This window comes from Mesorhizobium sp. M1143 (genome assembly GCF_040318435.1).
Lineage (GTDB): Bacteria > Pseudomonadota > Alphaproteobacteria > Rhizobiales > Rhizobiaceae > Mesorhizobium.
In genome coordinates this window covers 1-17,505 of sequence record NZ_JAMYMJ010000076.1, presented here as the reverse complement: position 1 = coordinate 17,505, position 17,505 = coordinate 1, and the positions used below count along the sequence as shown (strand labels likewise).

The window sequence follows — 17,505 nt, the reverse complement described above, 5'->3', positions numbered from 1 at the left end:
TAAATAGCTATCGACAACCGAGCGCTTGAAACTCTCGCCGTGTCTGGACATGCAAAACCCCCGAAGGTTGTGTCCAACTTTCGGGGGTCAGTTCATCTGGCCGGGGCCGGATTACCCCAGACGTGAAAAAGGCCGGGATGACCCGGCCTTTCCGGTCGATTGCGGTCAGCTTACTCGGCCGGCGCTTCAACGGCTTCGCGCGAGCGGCCAAGCGTCAGTTTGGCCAGCGTGAACGAGATCACCGCGCAGAGCGTGATGCCGGCCACCATGGGCAGCGGGGTGCCGTCGAAGAAGATGCCGGCGACGCCCATCGCCAGCGCACCGATGGCGAAGTGCAGGGTGCCCATCAGCGCCGAGGCCGTGCCGGCGATCTCGCCATGCTCTTCCATGGCCAGCACCGACGTCGTCGGGATGACCAGGCCGAGGAAGCCGTAGCCGACGAACAGCAGTGCCGCCATAACATCGAGCCGGTCGACGCCGGTCGCCATGACTGCGAACAGCACAACCATCGTCGTGGCATAGCCGGTTACCGCCACCCAGACGACGCGCTTCAGCCCGAAGCGCTCCGACAGCATCCCCGTCAGTTGCGACATGCCGATGAAGGCCACCGCATTGATCGAGAAGAACACGCTGTAGACGGAAGGCGACAGCCCGTAATGGTCGATCAGGATGTAGGACGAACTCGAGAGGTATACGAAGAAGCTGGCGATGCCGAAGCCGGCGATCGCCACCAGGCCGAGGAAATTGCGGTCACCCATGAGGAAGCGATAGCCGGCGAGTGCGGTTCCGAAGGACGAACCGACGCGTTCTTCCGCCGGCCGCGTCTCCTTCAGCGAGGTCGCCAGCAGAATGGTGGCCAGAAGGGCCGCGCCCGTCACCGTCCAGAACACGGCGCGCCAGCCAAAATTCTCGATGATCTGGCTGCCGGTCAGCGGCGCCAGGATCGGCGACACCGAAAACACCAGCATCAGCAGCGACATCAGCTTGGCGGCTTCGGTGCCGGTGTGCAGGTCGCGCACGATGGCGCGCGGCACCGCCATGCCGGCGCTGGCGCCCAGCCCCTGCAGGAAGCGGAAGGCGAGCAGCCATTCGATGGTCGGGCTCATGGCCGAACCGATACCGCCGACCATGAACAGCGCAAGGCCGCCGTAAAGCGGCAGCTTGCGGCCGACCATGTCGGAGATCGGTCCGACGACGATCTGGCCGAAGCCCATCGACAGGAAGAAGATCAAAAGGCTCATCTGAACGGCGGCGGTGCCGGCATGCAGATCCTCGCCGATCGAAGGCAACGCCGGCAGATACATGTCGATGGCGAAGGGGCCGATAGCGGACAACAGGCCGAGCACGACCGCGATGCGGAGGAATTTGGGACTTATGATAAAGGCTTCTTTCAAGTCTGGTTGGCGCCGCCAACGCGACGACTAACCCTAGGACGTTCCATCCCGTTGAAATCCGACGGCTCAGAGCGAGATTATTCGTCTCTACGGAGCGAATTCACCATTTGTTGTGTCCACAAATTTAGACAGCCTTGTCTAATTCGTCAATCACCTCTATATAGATTTCTATGAAGCTTGCCGTTTCTCCTGACATTTTCCCGCCACGCGGCCACGAGGCCAAGCGTATGTCGATTATCGATGCGGCGGCTTCGGTCTTTTGCCGGGAAGGCTTTGCCGGCGCCAATATCGACCTGATCGCGGTGGAGGCCGGCGTGTCGCGCCAGACCATCTATAATCACCACCGCGACAAGGAAAAGCTCTTCATGGCTGTGGTGCGCGATCTGACGGAGCGCTGCAATGCCGGCATCTTCGCCACCTTCGCCTCTTTCCCAGACCAGCCGAAGGATCTGGAAGCCGACCTGATCGGCTTTGCCGTGCGCATGAATCAGAACTGCATCTGCAACCGCGACGGACGCTTCCTGCGCAAGCTGATCCAGACCGAAGGCGAGCGCTATCCCGAGCTCTTCGCCGAATGGCGCGACCAGGGGCCGGGCCGGACCTGGCCGGCACTTGCCGCCCGTTTTGCCCGCCTCGCCCATGCCGGCCATCTCGCGGTCGACGATCCCGATGTCGCCGCACGCCAGTTCCTGGCGCTAGCCAACGCCGAACTGCAGACCACCTTCATGCTCGGCGGCATGCCGTCGGAAGATGAAGTGCTGCAATCCGCGACCCACGGCGTGCGCACATTCCTGCGCGCCTTCGGCAAGCGCAGATCAGCGGCAGCGGTGGAAAAACAGCTGGCCAGCGCCTGAACGCCAAAGCAGGCGATCAAATCGTCCGTTACGGGCTTCGCTTCGGCGCATCAGCGATCTATATCCGGTTTACGCCGCGCTCAAGCTTGATTACAGCTATGCGGACGATTCAACGGAACCCGACCAGCACATGGCCGACGACCACATCCGCTACGACATTCTGGCCCAGGAGGCATTGCGCGGCGTCATGCGCAAGGTCCTGGCCGAAGTCGCGCGCACCGGCCTTCCCGGCAATCATCATTTCTTCATCACATTCCTGACCGGCGCGCCGGGCGTGCGGGTGTCCTCCAGGCTGCGCGAGCGCTATCCCGAACAGATGACCATCGTCATCCAGTTCCAGTATTGGGACCTCAAGGTGACCGATACCGGCTTCGAGGTCGGGCTGTCCTTCTCCGACGTGCCGGAGAAGCTGGAAATCCCGTTCTCGGCCGTACGCGGCTTCTACGACCCATCGGTCAATTTCGAACTCGAATTCGACGTTAAGACCGACGTCCCGGCGGAAGACGATGCAGCCGCCCAGCCGGCTGCCGAGCCTTTGGCTATCGTCTCCGAGAAAAAACCGAAGGCCGAGAAGAAGGCAGCTGCCACTGAGGCGGAGAAAAAGCCCGCCGTGGCCGATGCCGCCGCCGGCAAGGGCGCCGACGTCGTGTCGCTCGACGCCTTCCGCAAGAAGTAGTGGGACGGTCGGCGCGACATGGGCGAAATCGTCAACCTTCGCCAGGTCCGCAAGCAGAAGGCGCGCACCGAAAAGGAAAAGCTCGCCGGCGAGAACCGCGCTCTGCACGGCCGTTCCAAAGCCGAAAGAACTCGTGACCGTCTGACATCGGACAAGGCCGAAAAATTCGTCGCCGGCCACCGCCGCGAACGCCCGGAAGACCAGGGCGATTGATGGACCGCCTGCGGTGAGCCCGGTCGAAAAACGCTCCGTGACCATCCGCGGCCATCGCACCAGCTATTCCCTCGAAAAACCCTTTTATGACGATCTCGTCGCCATCGCCGCCGCGCGCAAGCTGACGCTTGCTGCCCTGGTCGCGGAGATCGATGAGACAAGACCGCGCGATGCGAACCTGTCCTCGGCGCTCAGGCTTCATGTGCTGGACTGGGCCAAGCGCGGCGCGGTCTGAATGGTTCTTAATTGCCCAGCGACTTCAGCAGATTGTCGACGGAGAACGGATTTGTCCTGGGCTTCGGCGGCGCCGGGGCCGAACCGTCACTGACACCGGGAAGTGAGCGGTCGACCTTCGGCGCCTGCTCCTGAGCCTTGCGCTCGGCCTCCAGCCTGGCTTTTTCCTGCGAAGCGATCCGAGCCTGTTCGGCCTTCTTCCGTTCGTTCTCGGCCTTGGCGGCGTCTTCGGCAGCCTGCTCTTCGGCCTGCGCTTTCGCGTCCGCATCCGCCTTGGCCTTGGCGTCAGCCTCTGCCTGCGCTTTCGCATCGGCATCGGCCTTTGCTTCGGCATCCGCCTTGGCCTTGGCATCCGCTTCAGCCTGTGCCTTCGCATCGGCCTCGGCTTTGAGCCGTGCCGCTTCCTCCTGCTTGCGCAATTCCTCGGCCGCGTTGTCGCGCTCGGTCTGCAGGGCGGCGTAGTAGCGCACCTCGCGCCGCAGCCGCTGCTTCTCGAGCAGTGCTGCCTGCATCGCCTCGACCCGCTGCTGCTCCTTTTCCAGCGCGCGCTGGGTCAAAAATTGCGCCAGCGGCTCGCTGTCGAACTGCTTCTTCAGCGCCCCGAACGGCCCATCGACGCTGAAATTGACCGTCGGATCGGAGCCGACCAGCGCCTCGACGCCAGGCTTGTAGGTGACCGCGCCCTTGGTGGCGACGGTACCGGTGTTGAGGTCGGCCGTGATGTCGGCAGACAGCGTCGCCGCCTGGTTTTCGAATTTGATCGGTGGTGCCCGCAACGTGCCGCCGGCGACCGTGAAGGCGATGTCGGCATCGCCGGCAGCAAAGCTGCCGTCGCCGGCAATCTGCGGCGCAAAGCCCGCGGTCTTGGCCACGTCGATGTCGCGCCCGATCGCTTCGGCCTTGGCAATCAACGCACCGAAGGCATCGGGATTGACGCCGGCAATGGTGAGGCCTTTCAGCGCCGCCGTGCCCGAGCCGGAGAGTGCGGCAATCATCGCGTCGACCGATTTGCCGCTGGTCGACAGCCCTGTCGAGAAGTCGCCGTTGCCGCTCAATCCGGCAGCCGGCAGCACAGTCGCCAGGTCAGCGCCGGCAAGCCTCATCTGGCCGGAGAACAGGCCCGTGCCGTCTGTGTTCTTCAACTCGAACAATCCGGTGAGCGCGCCGCCGAGCAGTTTTGCCTTCAGGTCCGAAACGCGGATGCCTTCCTGGTCCAGTTTCAATGACAGCGACGCATCATAGGCTGTCGCCAGCGGTCCGGCGGCAAGCGTCGCCGTCGTCAGATCGAGATCGGCGCTGAACGGCAGGCTGGATTTCTGGCTGAATGGCGCCGTCGGCCAGTTCGCATTGCTGCTGAGGAACGACTGGTCACCGAACAGCGCAACCGCAATCGGGTCGAGGTCCAGTTCGTCGAGCGCCAGCGCACCGGCAAAATGCGGCAGCCCCTGCTTCGCATCGATGTTGACGTCGCCCGAAATCTCCGACTCGTTGATGGATCCGCTGAGGCCGCTCAACACCAGCAGGCCATTGCCGAAATCGGCATCCGCGCTGAGCGAGGTCGAGGTGCCCGTTCCCATACCCGGCAGGCCGGCGCCGGTGGTCATCAGCCACGGCTCTATATCGGAGGCGTCGAGGCCGATCTTGCCCTTGGCGGTGGCGCCTTGCGGTGTCTGAGCAACGGTGCCGTCGAACGTCGCCCTGAAGTCGTCGGCGGCGAAATTGAAGCTCGTCGCCAGGCCACCGCCAAACGTGCCTTTGGCCGAAATATCGGTGCTTGCCTGGCCGAGCATGCCGAGCGGCAGCGCCGGCAGGCCGTAGAGCGCCAGCAGCACGGTGGCGTCGGGATTTTTGGCGTTGAAGGTCAGCGTCACCGGCGCGTCGAGCAACTGGCCGACGGCACCCTTGCCCGACAGCGACGCCGAAAAGGCCGAACCGCGGGCCTTGCCTTGTCCGCTCACCGCCAGCCCGGTCGTGCCGTCGCCATTGTCGGCGGCGCTCGCCACCAGATCGACGCGCGCGTCCTGGAACAGTTCAGGATAGGCGGCCGTGCGGCCAGCCAGCCCCTTCAGCACCTGATTGTCGGGATAATGTTGCGCGGCAATGTCGATCAGCGGCTTCAGATCGACGGCGACCACCGAGGCATCGAGCTTGCCGGTCGGGCTTGCCGGAAAATCCTTGATCCGGCCGGTGGCGCTGATCGAGGCGCCGGCAAGGCCGCCAATCGACAGCCGGTCGATTTCGAGCAGCCCGTCGCGGAGCCGGAGTGCTGTGTCGACCGTGTCGGCGGTGAGCCCGCCGGCATTGACCGGCCCTGCCTTGATCTGAAAATCGAGGTCACGGTCGGAAAAGCGGTTGGCGCCCTTGTCGCTGACGAAGATCGAGGCGAAGGCCGTCAGCCCGTCGACATCGAGTTCGCCGCCCTCGAGCCGCATCAGCACCGAGGACTTGGCGTCGTCGGGCTGGTTGGAATCGATGCGGCCGGTGAACTTCGACTTGCCGAGGATCAGTTCGAGATCGCTGAACGCCTGGCGCTTCTCCGACAGGTCCACCTTGGCCTTGAAGCCGGCGGCCGGCAGCCGGCGGATCGCCTCGTCGACATCTTTCGACAACCAGGCAGCAAAGCCGGAAGGCTGCGCCACCGCCAGCAGCATGGAGCCGCTGAAACGGAAATGATCTTCGACGCTGAGCATGCCGCTGGCTTCCAGCGTCGTGCGCCCGGGCAAGGTCGCGGCCAGCGATTTCACCGACCAGCCGCCCTCGACCGGCTCGGCCGAGAGATGCACGTCGCGCACCGTGGTGTCGCCAGCCACCACCGCCGGCAGCTTGACCTCGACAGTGCCGGGGATGCTCGGCTTCGGCAGTTCGAGCAGCGCCTGCTCGATTCCGGCAATGCGCTGGTCCAGCGTCAGGCCGGCGCCCTTCTCAGCGCCCACCGCCTCGTCCAGTTGCACCTGCGCGCCATTGGCCTCGATGGCGAAGTTCGGCTTAAGGCCGAAATCGACCGAAGCCTTGCCGTCGGCTGTGTAGGGATTGTCGAGCGGCCCGGTCTCGAAGCGGAATTCGTCGACGCCGAGCTTCTGGTGGTCGAGCGAGAACTTGCCGTTCAGCCGGAAGCCCGGATCGGGTTTGCCGGCGCTGATTTTGACGCTCTCGTTATCGCTGCCGCGCAGTTCGGCGCTGTTTTTGTCGTTGCCGGAAATCTTGAACTGGCCGGAATAGACGGCAGCCCCATTGACGATGCCTGCATTGCCGTCGGTTTCGATGACCAGTGGATAGGTATCGGGATCGACCTTGAGCCTCAGCCGCATCTGGCCGCTGCCTTCGGCCTTGCCGGTCGAAGCCGCAACCGTCGAACGCAGGCCATCGAGCAGCAACGTTCCGTCCATGCGCCACGGCCCGGCCAGCGACTTGGCAGAGATGGTCGAATTGATCTCGGAAATCAGATGGCTGCGCCCGCCTGCGGCATGGCGGAGCGCAATTTCTCCCTCCGTCACCGTCAGCTTCTCGATCGAGATCTGGTTGAGGTCGAAGGGCGAGGACGGCCGTATCGCCCAGTCGACCGTGCCGTTATCGGCGATGTCGATCGTCGCCTTCGGATGCACCAGCCGCATGTCGAAAATCAGCACTTCGCCGCGCAGGAACGGCGCCAGTTCCGCGTCCATCGAAAAGGTCTCGACGGTCATTGCCGGCTGGCCGCCGGGGCCGCCGGCGACCGTGACGTTTGAGAAGGTCACCGAGGGGAACGGCAACAGCCGCGCCGTGGCGTCGCCTTGCACCGTCACCTTGCGGCCGAGAATGGCGCTCGCCTCGCGCTCGAATTGGGCGCGGTACCCGGTCCAATCGACAAAATACGGCACCACCAGCGCCGCAACCAGCACCAGCACAAACAAGCCACCGAAGATCACGAACAGGCGTGCGAGCATCAGCTCCGAACGGGTTGATTGAAAGTCAGCCGCACTCTACCCGCATCAGCGTGTCGATAAAGAGGCAATTCATCCAGAGTTGCTTGATCTCTGTATCTGGACGAGCAGAGATTTCGGACGCCTGTGACTGCGTGCCGGCGGACATGCAACAGACTAACCCGCCACCGCCCGTCGGCGATATTCGTTCAGCAGCACTACCATCTCCTCGGGCGACAATGTCCAGCCCTGCGGTAATGCGGCTTCGGCGCCGAGGCTTTTGGTCACGCTGCCCATGACGGAGCTTTTCTTGACCCCCGGTGCGAAATTGTACCCGATCATATCGCCGATTCTGCGCCGGCGGTGGACGACGAAGAAGCTTTCGATATCCTTCCAGGGGACCAGCTTGGGCGATCGAACAAGGCCTCCGCCGAGACTGAAACCTTGTCCGTTCAGCACCAGAATCTGCGGCCGCACAAGCTGCCAGGCAAACACCAACGCGACCAGCCCGAAAAAGGCCACGCACCACCAAAGGCCGGCGGTGTCGCCGTCCTCGGAGACATAAATCAGGAAAGCGCAGGCCAGGACAAAGAAGAGGCTGGCCGACAGCAATAACAGTGTCTTGCCAAGCGATGCCCTTATAATCAGGGTATCCATTGCCGCTCCTCACATTTCGGCTATGCAGGTAATATCTTGCCTGGGTTCATGATGTCTTGCGGGTCGAGCGCTTTTTTTATGGAGCGCATGATGTCGACACCATGGCCGAGCTCATGGCGCAGGAAGCCGATCTTGCCCTGGCCGATGCCGTGTTCGCCGGTGCAGGTGCCGTCCATGGCGATCGCCCGCATGTTCAGCCGCGAGACGAATTTCTCCGCCAGCGCGATCTCTTTGGGGTCGTTGACATTCATCAGCACCAGCACATGGAAATTGCCGTCGCCGGCATGGCCGACGATCGGCGCAACCAGGCCCATCTCGGCAATGTCGGCCTCGGTTGCGGCAACGCATTCGGCCAGCCGCGAGATCGGCACGCAGACATCGGTCGACAGGCCCTTGGTGCCCGGCCGCAGCGTCAGCGACGCCCAATAAGCATCGTGCCTGGCCTTCCAGAGTTTCGTGCGCTCCTCGGCGACGCTCGTCCACAGGAATGGCCCGCCGCCATTGTCTTCAGCAATGGCACCGAAGGTTTCGGCCTGTTCGGCGACACCGGCATCGCTGCCGTGGAACTCGACGAACAGGCACGGGCTCTCGGGGTAATCGAGCTTCGAGTAATTCTTCATCGCCCGCATCTGCAGTCCATTCACCAGTTCGATGCGCGCCACCGGAATGCCCATCTGGATGGTCGCGATGACCGCGTTGCAGGCCGCCTCGAGGTTTGGAAACGGGCAGACGCCGCCGGAGATCGCCTGCGGAATGCCTTGCAGCTTCAAGGTCAGCGAGGTGATGATGCCGAGCGTGCCTTCCGAGCCGACCAGAAGCCGCGTCAGATCGTAGCCGGCCGAACTCTTTTTCGCCCGCTTGCCGGTCGTCACCGTCTCGCCATCGGCCATGACGGCCGTCAGCGACAGCACGTTTTCACGCATCGTGCCGTAGCGCACCGCATTGGTGCCGGAGGCCCGCGTTGCCGCCATGCCGCCGAGCGAAGCATTGGCGCCGGGATCGATGGGGAAGAACAGGCCGGTATCGCGCAGGTGCCGATTCAAATCCTCGCGCGTTACGCCAGGCTCGACCGTGCAGTCGAGATCCTCGGGGTTGACCGACAGGATGCGGTTCATGCGCGAGGTGTCGACCGAGATGCCGCCACCCGGCGCGTTGGTGTGGCCCTCCAGCGAGGAACCGACGCCGAAGGCGATGACCGGCACGCGGTGCGCGGCGCAGGCACGTACGATCTCCTGCACCTCTTCTGTCGTCTCCGGGAACGCGACACCGTCAGGCGCCTGCGTCGGAATATAGGTGGTGGTATGCGCATGCTGCGAGCGGATCGCCGCGCCTGTCTGGAAGCGTTCGCCGAGCTGCTGCTTGAGAATGCCGAGCACGGCGGCGATGCCTTCCTCGTTGCGTTCGACCGGATTGAGGTCGCTCAGAGCCATGAATTCCTCCGCGAATGGACCAGCGTCCACGCTTGTTATGCGATTATGGATGCGTAGTCTCGACTGCCGCGCTCTGTCCAGCACCAGAACAAGGAAGTTTCCATGCCCATCCCTGCCCCCTTCGTTTCCAAACCGATGGACATCGAGAAGGACTGGATCGACTACAACGGCCATCTCAACATGGCCTATTACAACGTGTTGTTCGACCGCTGCTCGGATGAGGCGTTCGAGGCGATGGGCATGGGGCTGGACTATGTCGAAGAGCGGCGCCTGACCATCTACACGGCCGAAGTCCATGTTTGCTATGTCCAGGAACTGCACCTCGAACACAAGGTCGTCGTATCCTTCCAGCTGATCGATCACGACGACAAGCGGCTGCGGGCCTACCAGGAAATCCGCCATGTCGATGGCTGGCTCGCCGCCACTTCCGAAACCCTGTCGCTGCATGTCGACATGTCCGGGCCGAAAGTCGCGCCCTTCCCCGCCGATGTGCAGGCCAAGGTGGAAGCCATGCGCGCCGCCCATTCTGCACTGCCGATGCCCGAGCGGGCCGGCCGTTCGATCGGTATTCGTCGCAGGACCGCTTGAAGCGCTGCCGCGCCCGCGTTAACCTTACCAAGGTTTTAACGTGAACAAGCCATTTGAGCCATTGAACGACTCAGCGGACCGTTTGAGAACGGTGCCATGCGAGTTGCGATGCGGGCGGCGGGCAACAGGCGGTTCGAGGAACGTGCATGAAAACCGACATCAAGGTCGAGGTGGACAGGCTGGCTGCCGATCCGCGCATCACCGACTATGATTTCTGGCGCTCGTTGAAGAACGTCAACAACGAGATCTTCCACATCGCCAACAACAACGAGCCTATCCCCTTCGACATGATCCGCTGGCGCGCCATCCTGAAGCAGGCGCGCATGAAGCGTGGCCACGCCTGATGTTTCCGCTGTTCTGAGAAAGCCGCCACCGGCGAGCGCCGCCACGGACCATTGCGACCTGATCATTTCTATAGGTCGGCGCCAGCCCTGCTTTCAGCGAATCGGCTACATCCGACAACCTTCAAAAACCGTTCATTTCGACAGTTTGCGCAACCGGCGATTCGGTTTCGCAAACGGCTGCCTGCGACAAGAAGATCAAGATTGAACCAATTCCACGTCTAAGCCGTTGTGACCCCTGAAAAACGGCTTGGAGTGAAAGCATGGACTGGAAAAGGACCAGGGAACCGGCCGACGCATGGCACATGACGGACAATCTGCATGCCGAGCACGGCAAGGGCGATCCGTTCGCGGCCGCCATCCGCGCCACCCGCATGTCGATGGTCATCACCGATCCCCGTCAGGCGGACAATCCGATCGTCTTTGCCAATGACGCGTTCCTGCGCCTGACCGGCTACGAGCGCGACGAGGTCATGGGCAAGAACTGCCGCTTCCTGCAGGGGCCAGAGACAGACAAGGCAGCTGTGGCTAGCGTGCGCGACGCGATAGCAGCGGGAACCGATATCGCCATCGATCTGTTGAACTACCGTAAGGACGGCTCGACATTCTGGAATGCGCTCTACATCAGCCCGGTTTCCAACGACAAAGGCGAACTCCTGTTCTTCTTTGCCTCACAGCTCGATGTCTCCGATCGCAAGCGCTCCGAGGATCGCATCACCGCCGACAAGAACCGCTTTGAAAAGGCTGTCAAGGAACGCACGCGCGAGCTTGAGGCCGCCCTTGAGGCGCAGACCACGCTGCTGCACGAGGTCGACCATCGGGTGAAAAACAACCTGCAGATGATCTCCTCGCTGATCATCATGCAAAGCCGGGCAATCAAGGATGAAGCGACAAAGCGATCGCTGACCACCATGCTGGAGCGCATCGAGGCGCTGAGCACGGTGCATCGCCGTCTCTACCAGTCAAAGGATGTCAGCCGCTTCGATGTCTCGGATTTCGCCAGGGATCTGGTCACCGACCTGCTGACCGCATCCGGACGCGCCGAGATCAAGCCGACGCTGGACCTCGAACCCATCGTCATTCCGGCCGAAAAAGCCACGCCTGTTGCCTTGATGGTGAATGAGCTTGTTACCAACGCGCTGAAGCACGCCTTCAAGGCAAAGCCGGACGGCACCACCGCGGGGCGCATCGGCATCAAGATGAGCCAGCCCGACGGCCACTTCAACATCGAGGTTTCCGATGACGGCGTCGGCATGGCCGAGGCCAGTGGCGATGCTTCCTTCGGCATGCGGCTGATCAAGTCGCTTGCCCGTCAGTTGCATGCCGACATCGAATGGCGCGACGCCGGCCCGGGCACAAAGGTCGTCATCTCGATGCCGAACGAACCGCAGCAGAAAGGGAAGCTGTCATGAACGAACCGCTCAAGGTCCTGATCGTCGAGGATGAGGCGTTGCTGGCGATGGAACTGGAAAGCCTCGTCGAGGAAGCCGGCCACAGCGTTGTGGGTTGGGCGACATCGTTGGCCGAAGCAAGAGGTATGATTGATACCGCCGATGCCGATATTGCCTTTGTCGATATCCACCTCGCCGACGGACCAACCGGGGTCGAGGTTGCCGAGCATATCCGCGAGGGTAACCGTTCCATGGTGGTGTTCATGACCGCCAATCCAAAACGCATCCCCGACCATTTCGCCGGCGCGATCGGTGTCATCGCCAAGCCCTACACGATGAACGGACTGGTGTCGGCGTTGCGCTATCTGCAGGAGGGCGTGCGGCGTCCGCCCCCGGTCTCGGTGCTGCCGGCCGGCTTTACGCTGTCGCCGGCCTATGAGAGCGTATGGGCGTCGTCGGCGGCCTGAAGCCTACGCCAGCTTCTCCTTGAGGAAAGCGATCGTCCTGCCCCAGGCGAGATCGGCTGCCTTCTTGTCGTAGCGCGCGGCCGAGGTGTCGTTGTTGAAGGCATGGTTGACGCCGTCATAGACATAGAGCGTGTATTCGACATGGGCGGCGTCGAGCGCTTTCTTGTAGGCATCGATGCCGGCGTCGATGCGCTCGTCGAGCCCGGCATAGTGCAGCAACAGCGCCGCCTTGATCTTCGCCACATCCTCGGCCTTCGGCTGCATGCCGTAATAGGCGACGCCGGCGGCGAGATCGGGCGCGTTGACCGCCAGATTGTTGACCGTGCCGCCGCCCCAGCAGAAGCCGACAGCACCGACCTTGCCGTTGCCGTCCTTCTCGCCCTTGAGATAGGCGATGGTCGCCACACCATCGGCGGTGACCTGGCTGGCGTCGAGCTTGGTGAACATGTCGCGCGCCTTGTCCTCGTCGGCGGGCGTGCCGCCGAGCGGCGACAGGAAATCCGGCGCCAGCGCCACGAACCCCTCCAGCGCAACGCGCCGCGCCACATCCTTGATATGCGGGTTGAGCCCCCTGTTCTTATGCACCACGATGACGGTGCCGAGCTTGCCGGACTGGTCCGCCGGCCTGACCAGATAGCCCTGCATCTCACCGCTGCTGCCGGAATAGGTGATATCTTCAGCCTTCACGCGCGGATCGTTGTCGGCGACGATTGCCGCCTGCGCCGAATTCGCCGCAAGCAGCGGCGCGATCGCGGCCGCCGCCGCGCCCGATCCGGCAAGCCTGGTCAGCTGCTCCATGAAGCGGCGGCGGTCGAGCGTCAGATGCGTGTATTCGTCATAGGCATCGATCATCGCCTGGGTGATGGCAGGTTTGACGGCTTCGGCGGTGGATTTCGTCATGGCGTGCTCCTCGTCAGGAGATGATCTCACGGTCACTCCGGAATGACCTTGCGGGTCACTCCGGGATGACTTGCGGTTATTCCGGGATTACCTCGCGGATCAAGATAGGGTGGAAGCTCTCATGGTCCAGTCAACGGACGCGTGACGCTTGCGCCTCGAACGATGCGGCGGCCCCGCGGAACGCGCTCATCACATTTTGGTCATTTCAGTGAATGTCGATGGTGCCGCCACAATATGGAAGGAAGCTGATGATGGTCTCGCCCGCAGCCGCGAGCCCGACGAGAAGGAACAACGCCATGACCTTGTCCACTCCGATCCTTGCAAGCGCGCTCGTGCTTGCTGTTGCTGCCTTGCTGGCAATGCGCTCCGCTGCTGCCGCAGCCGCCGCTCGGATGGTGAAGGTCCGCGTCGACCGGCGTCGGCCGTCACCACGCTGATCCAGCAGGCCGAAACAGGGCCGCAGCTAACCAATGAAGTACTGGGCTCCGTGCCCAGCCTCAAAGGCCATCTCTTACGCAAGCTGACCAAGGCTGCTGCTGCCCCTCATCGCCCTGCCGGGCACTTCTCCCCGTTTAGTGACGGGGAGAAGGATGCCGTCATCGATGATTTCGCCAATCGCCAGCGTTGCAGGGAAGGGCGCCAACGCTGAAGCTGCCCCTTCTCCCCGTCACTATACGGGGAGAAGATGCCGGCAGGCAGATGAGGGGCGGCGCGACATTGCCAGAATATCTGCCGGGCCGATCACCTACCTAAGTCACATCGCTGCTACTTCGGCAGCGTATAGGCCATCACATAGTCGCCCGGCTTGGTGCCGACCGAGCCGTGGCCGCCGGCGACGATGACCACGAACTGGCGGCCGTCGGCGACGGTGTAGGTCATCGGCGTCGACTGCCCACCGGCCGGCAGCCTGGCCTGCCAGAGCTGCTTGCCCGATGTCAGGTCATAGGCGCGCAGATAGTCGTCGACCGCCGCGCCCAGGAAGACGACACCGCCGGCGGTGATCATCGGCCCGCCAATACCGGGAACACCGACCTTCAGCGGCAAGGGCAATGGCGTCATGTCATAGACGGTGCCGTTGCGGTGCTTGTAGGCGATTTTGCCGGTTCTGAGGTCGGCCCCGGCCACATAGCCCCATGGCGGCGCCTGGCAGGGCACGCCGAGCGGCGACAGGAACGGCCCCATCACCACCGCATAGGGTGCGCCCTCATTGCGGTTCAGCCCCTGCTCGCTGCCGCGCCCCTCATCCGGCGGCGGCACCTGGTCGCGCGGAATGAGCTGCGATTTGAACGCCAGATAGGTCGGCATGCCGAACATCACCTGCCGCACCGGATCGACGGCGACGCCGCCCCAGTTGAATGTGCCGAAATTACCGGGATAGACCAGCGACCCCTGCACCGATGGCGGGGTATAGCGGCCCTCGTAGCGCAGGCCCTGGAATTCGATCCGGCAGGCCAGCTGGTCGAACATGGTGATGCCCCACATGTCGGCGCCGGTCAGCGGCCTCGGATTGAAGGAGAGATCCGAGACCGGCTGCGTCGGTGACGTGTGATCGCCCTCGACAGCGCCGCCCGGCGCCGGCACTTCCTTGATCGGGATGATCGGCTCGCCGCTGCGCCGGTCGAGCACGTAGAGGTCGCCCTGCTTGGTCGGTCCAACCAGGCCCGGAACGACGCCGGCAGCGGTGGTGATGTCGACCAGCGTCGGCTGTGCCGGCACGTCCATGTCCCAGAGGTCGTGATGCACGGTCTGCCGCACCCAGCGCAATTGCCCGGTGGCCAGATCGAGCGCGGTGATCGAGGAGGAAAACTTCTCGACATTGGCGCTGCGGCCCATCCCGAGCTGGTCCGGCGTCTGGTTGCCGAGCGGCACATAGAGCAGGCCGAGCTTCTCGTCGGCGCTTGCCGTCGACCACATGTTGGGCGAGTTGTGGGTGTAGGTCTGGCCTGCCGCCAGCGGCGTTGTCTGGTCCGGATTGCCGGAATCCCAGTTCCACACCAGGGCGCCGGTGTCGACGTCGAAGGCCCGGATGACGCCGGACGGCTCTTGCGTCGAATAATTGTCGTTGACCGCGCCGCCGATGATGATCTTGCCGCCGGCAATCAGCGGCGCCGAGGTCGAGTAATAATAGCCCGACTTCGGATACGGCATGTTGGTCAACAAATTGAGCGTGCCGGCCTCGGCGAAGGATGCGCAGACCTGGCCGTTGGCGGCGTCGAGCGCGATCAGCCGTGCATCCGAGGTCGGCAGGTAGACGCGCGTCGCGCAAGGCTGGCCGGCGGCGATCTTGGCATCGGCATAATAGGACACGCCGCGGCAGGTCTGGTGCTGGCGGTCCTTGTCGAGCTTGATCTTGGGATCGAAGCGCCATTTCTCCTTGCCGGTGGCGGCATCGATGGCGATAGTGAAATTGTGCGGCGTGCAGATATAGAGCGCGTCGCCCACCTTCAGCGGCGTCACTTGGTAGGTGGTTTCGCCGACATCGTCCGGCCCTTTCACGTCGCCGGTCTGGTAGGTCCAGGCCGGCTGCAATTTGGCGACATTGTCGGGCGTGATCTGGTCGAGCGGCGAATAGCGCTGGCCAAATTGCGTACGGCCGTAGAAATGCCATTCGCCCGGAGGCACATTGCCGCCGAGATCGGCAGTCGGCGTCACCTTGTCGGCGCTGAGGTCGCCGGCGATGTCCTTGGGATCGGCCGTCATCGAATAACCGGCGACGGCGAGCGAAGCGAGCACGGCCAGAATGAGCGGCGCTCGCGCGTCGGGGCCGGTCAGGCCCCGCCTTGCCCAAGGTGTCAGCAGCCACAGCGCCAGAAGCACGATGATGCCGCCGCGCGGTCCGAGTTCCCACCAGTCGAAGCCGATTTCCCACACCGCCCAGGCCAGCGTGCCGAGCACGATCGCCGCGTAGAGCCAGAGCGCCGTCGATTTGCGCCGGAAGAGCAGCCATGCGGCGATCAGGAAGGCGAGACCGGTGATGACATAGTACCAGCTGCCGCCCAGCATCGCGAGCCAGACGCCGCCGCCGCCAAGTGCGAGGCCGATGAGGAACAGGATGAGGGAGGTGATGACGACAGCCAAGACGATACTCCTTCGACTGATGCGCTTTGCAGCGCCTCACGGGCAGCCGCCCCTGCCCTGTCGCCAGCTTTCTCCCCCAGGCCGCGTGTGTCAAGCTGGCCCTGCCAGCATAAGGCGAGAGCAAACGCTCGACTTCATTCCGCTCCCACGCTGCAGCACCTCCACGACATTGTCCGGCGTCGGGACGATGAAATTCGCACTGCGCCCCAGAATCTCACTTCCAAACCAGAACAAAACGTAGACACTTCTGGTCTTTCGCTCCCGAATCACTACATTCGGGGGAGATGTCCGGCTTTGCGGAAGACATGCCCTTTTTCGACGAACCCAATGCGCGGCCCGCGGCCCCGTCGGGCATAGCCGCGCGCGCCATGGCGGCCCGCAGCGGACCCAACAGCGCACCCGATTATCTCAACGGCCTCAACCCCGAGCAGCGGCTGGCGGTGGAAACCACCGAAGGCCCGGTCCTGGTGCTGGCCGGCGCCGGCACCGGCAAGACCCGCGTGCTGACCACCCGCATCGCCCATATCCTGGCCACCGGCAGGGCTTTCCCCTCGCAGATCCTGGCGGTGACCTTCACCAACAAGGCCGCGCGCGAGATGAAGCAGCGCATCGGCCATCTCGTCGGCGAAGCCGTCGAGGGCATGCCGTGGCTCGGCACCTTCCACTCCATCGGCGTCAAGCTCTTGCGCCGGCACGCCGAACTGGCCGGGCTCAAATCCGATTTCACCATCCTCGACACCGACGACGTCGTACGGCTGATCAAGCAGCTGATCCAGGCCGAAGGTCTCGACGACAAGCGCTGGCCGGCCAAGCAGTTCGCGCAGATGATCGACGGCTGGAAGAACAAGGGCCAAGGCCCCGCCGACATTGCCGAGGGCGACGCGCGCAGCTTCGCCAACGGCAAGGGCCGGGAACTCTACAAGGCCTATCAGGAGCGGCTGAAGACGCTGAACGCCTGCGACTTCGGCGATCTGCTCTGCCACCCGATCCGCATCTTCCGCGCCAATACGGACGTGCTGAAGGACTACCACAAGCGCTTCAAATACATCCTCGTCGACGAGTACCAGGACACCAACACCGCGCAATACATGTGGCTGCGGCTGCTGGCGCAAAGACCTACCTCCCCCTCGATGGGGGAGGTCGCGGCCCCGAGGGGGGCGGGGGGGGGGGGGGCCGCGCGGCGGCGGCCCCCCCCCCCCGGGGGGGGGGGGGGCGGGCGCCCCCCCCCCCCCGCCGCCGGGGGGGGGGGGGGCGGCGGGGCCGGCGCGGGGGGGGGGGGGGGGGGGGGCCGCGGGGCGCGGCGGCCGCGGGGCGGGGGGGGGGGGGGGGCGGGGGCTGGGGCGGCGGGGGGGGGGGGGGGGGGCGGCGGGGGGGCGGCGGGGG

General features: G+C 63.8%; 16 protein-coding genes. 10 read left to right on the top strand and 6 right to left on the bottom strand.

Annotated elements, in window-relative coordinates:
* Nucleotides 1-170: 170 nt before the first annotated feature.
* Nucleotides 171-1,376: a multidrug effflux MFS transporter gene (locus NKH35_RS29035; protein WP_352917188.1), complete on the bottom strand. Its 1,206-nt coding sequence runs from the start codon at nt 1,374-1,376 to the stop codon at nt 171-173.
* A 188-nt stretch (nt 1,377-1,564) separates the two neighbouring features.
* Between NKH35_RS29035 and NKH35_RS29030 the strand changes: the two genes are divergently transcribed.
* The 4 genes from NKH35_RS29030 to NKH35_RS29015 all read left to right on the top strand — a co-directional run bounded on the left by NKH35_RS29030 (nt 1,565) and on the right by NKH35_RS29015 (nt 3,372).
* Entirely contained in the window at nt 1,565-2,248 is a 684-nt protein-coding gene (locus tag NKH35_RS29030) for a TetR/AcrR family transcriptional regulator (protein WP_023668320.1), read from the top strand.
* 130 nt (nt 2,249-2,378) lie between these two features.
* Nucleotides 2,379-2,924: an SspB family protein gene (locus NKH35_RS29025; protein WP_023667419.1), complete on the top strand. Its 546-nt coding sequence runs from the start codon at nt 2,379-2,381 to the stop codon at nt 2,922-2,924.
* 18 nt (nt 2,925-2,942) lie between these two features.
* Nucleotides 2,943-3,137, top strand: a complete 195-nt coding sequence (locus tag NKH35_RS29020; protein WP_023667420.1) for a DUF4169 family protein — start codon at nt 2,943-2,945, stop codon at nt 3,135-3,137.
* Nucleotides 3,138-3,150: 13 nt separating this feature from the next.
* Entirely contained in the window at nt 3,151-3,372 is a 222-nt protein-coding gene (locus tag NKH35_RS29015) for a ribbon-helix-helix domain-containing protein (protein ID WP_023668319.1), read from the top strand.
* A gap of 7 nt (nt 3,373-3,379) precedes the next feature.
* Here NKH35_RS29015 and NKH35_RS29010 read toward each other — a convergent pair whose 3' ends face one another.
* The 3 genes from NKH35_RS29010 to NKH35_RS29000 form a co-directional block, all read right to left on the bottom strand.
* A complete protein-coding gene (locus NKH35_RS29010; RefSeq protein WP_352917186.1) occupies nt 3,380-7,294 on the bottom strand; it encodes an AsmA family protein in 3,915 nt (1,304 codons plus the stop codon).
* Nucleotides 7,295-7,447: 153 nt separating this feature from the next.
* Nucleotides 7,448-7,882 carry a hypothetical protein gene (locus NKH35_RS29005; RefSeq protein WP_352522192.1) on the bottom strand — a complete coding sequence of 145 codons (435 nt, stop codon included), beginning with the start codon at nt 7,880-7,882 and terminating at the stop codon, nt 7,448-7,450.
* Nucleotides 7,883-7,947: 65 nt separating this feature from the next.
* Nucleotides 7,948-9,357: an FAD-binding oxidoreductase gene (locus NKH35_RS29000; RefSeq protein ID WP_352522193.1), complete on the bottom strand. Its 1,410-nt coding sequence runs from the start codon at nt 9,355-9,357 to the stop codon at nt 7,948-7,950.
* Nucleotides 9,358-9,459: 102 nt separating this feature from the next.
* On the opposite strand from NKH35_RS29000, the gene NKH35_RS28995 reads away from it, so the two are divergent.
* From NKH35_RS28995 to NKH35_RS28980, 4 genes are all read left to right on the top strand, one after another.
* Nucleotides 9,460-9,945, top strand: a complete 486-nt coding sequence (locus NKH35_RS28995) for a thioesterase family protein (protein WP_352522194.1) — start codon at nt 9,460-9,462, stop codon at nt 9,943-9,945.
* A 146-nt stretch (nt 9,946-10,091) separates the two neighbouring features.
* Nucleotides 10,092-10,289, top strand: a complete 198-nt coding sequence (locus tag NKH35_RS28990) for a hypothetical protein (protein ID WP_013531006.1) — start codon at nt 10,092-10,094, stop codon at nt 10,287-10,289.
* 260 nt (nt 10,290-10,549) lie between these two features.
* Nucleotides 10,550-11,698, top strand: coding sequence for a histidine kinase dimerization/phosphoacceptor domain -containing protein (locus tag NKH35_RS28985; protein WP_023667428.1), 1,149 nt, complete (start codon nt 10,550-10,552; stop codon nt 11,696-11,698).
* Entirely contained in the window at nt 11,695-12,144 is a 450-nt protein-coding gene (locus NKH35_RS28980; protein WP_023668313.1) for a response regulator, read from the top strand. The genes NKH35_RS28985 and NKH35_RS28980 overlap by 4 nt, the downstream gene beginning before the upstream one ends.
* A 3-nt stretch (nt 12,145-12,147) precedes the next feature.
* On the opposite strand, the gene NKH35_RS28975 is transcribed toward NKH35_RS28980, so the two are convergent.
* Nucleotides 12,148-13,044, bottom strand: coding sequence for a dienelactone hydrolase family protein (locus NKH35_RS28975; protein ID WP_352917184.1), 897 nt, complete (start codon nt 13,042-13,044; stop codon nt 12,148-12,150).
* Nucleotides 13,045-13,192: 148 nt separating this feature from the next.
* On the opposite strand from NKH35_RS28975, the gene NKH35_RS28970 reads away from it, so the two are divergent.
* Complete coding sequence (locus tag NKH35_RS28970; protein ID WP_352917182.1) at nt 13,193-13,693, top strand: hypothetical protein; 501 nt, start codon at nt 13,193-13,195, stop codon at nt 13,691-13,693.
* Nucleotides 13,694-13,809: 116 nt separating this feature from the next.
* On the opposite strand, the gene NKH35_RS28965 is transcribed toward NKH35_RS28970, so the two are convergent.
* Nucleotides 13,810-16,122 (bottom strand): glucose/quinate/shikimate family membrane-bound PQQ-dependent dehydrogenase, encoded by a 2,313-nt coding sequence (locus NKH35_RS28965; protein WP_352917180.1) that lies wholly within the window; start codon nt 16,120-16,122, stop codon nt 13,810-13,812.
* Nucleotides 16,123-16,406: 284 nt separating this feature from the next.
* Here NKH35_RS28965 and NKH35_RS28960 point away from each other — a divergent pair.
* The coding region (locus tag NKH35_RS28960; RefSeq protein WP_352917178.1) for an ATP-dependent helicase at nt 16,407-17,505 on the top strand (1,099 nt) is incomplete at its 3' end.

Bases quoted from the DNA above. Each gene is read 5' to 3' on its own strand.
- NKH35_RS29010 (WP_352917186.1), bottom strand. From the start codon at position 7,294: ATGCTCGCACGCCTGTTCGTGATCTTCGGTGGCTTGTTTGTGCTGGTG.
- NKH35_RS28975 (WP_352917184.1), bottom strand. From the start codon at position 13,044: ATGACGAAATCCACCGCCGAAGCCGTCAAACCTGCCATCACCCAGGCG.
- NKH35_RS28980 (WP_023668313.1), top strand. From the start codon at position 11,695: ATGAACGAACCGCTCAAGGTCCTGATCGTCGAGGATGAGGCGTTGCTG.
- NKH35_RS28985 (WP_023667428.1), top strand. From the start codon at position 10,550: ATGGACTGGAAAAGGACCAGGGAACCGGCCGACGCATGGCACATGACG.
- NKH35_RS29030 (WP_023668320.1), top strand. From the start codon at position 1,565: ATGAAGCTTGCCGTTTCTCCTGACATTTTCCCGCCACGCGGCCACGAG.
- NKH35_RS28995 (WP_352522194.1), top strand. From the start codon at position 9,460: ATGCCCATCCCTGCCCCCTTCGTTTCCAAACCGATGGACATCGAGAAG.
- NKH35_RS28990 (WP_013531006.1), top strand. From the start codon at position 10,092: ATGAAAACCGACATCAAGGTCGAGGTGGACAGGCTGGCTGCCGATCCG.
- NKH35_RS29000 (WP_352522193.1), bottom strand. From the start codon at position 9,357: ATGGCTCTGAGCGACCTCAATCCGGTCGAACGCAACGAGGAAGGCATC.
- NKH35_RS29025 (WP_023667419.1), top strand. From the start codon at position 2,379: ATGGCCGACGACCACATCCGCTACGACATTCTGGCCCAGGAGGCATTG.
- NKH35_RS29020 (WP_023667420.1), top strand. From the start codon at position 2,943: ATGGGCGAAATCGTCAACCTTCGCCAGGTCCGCAAGCAGAAGGCGCGC.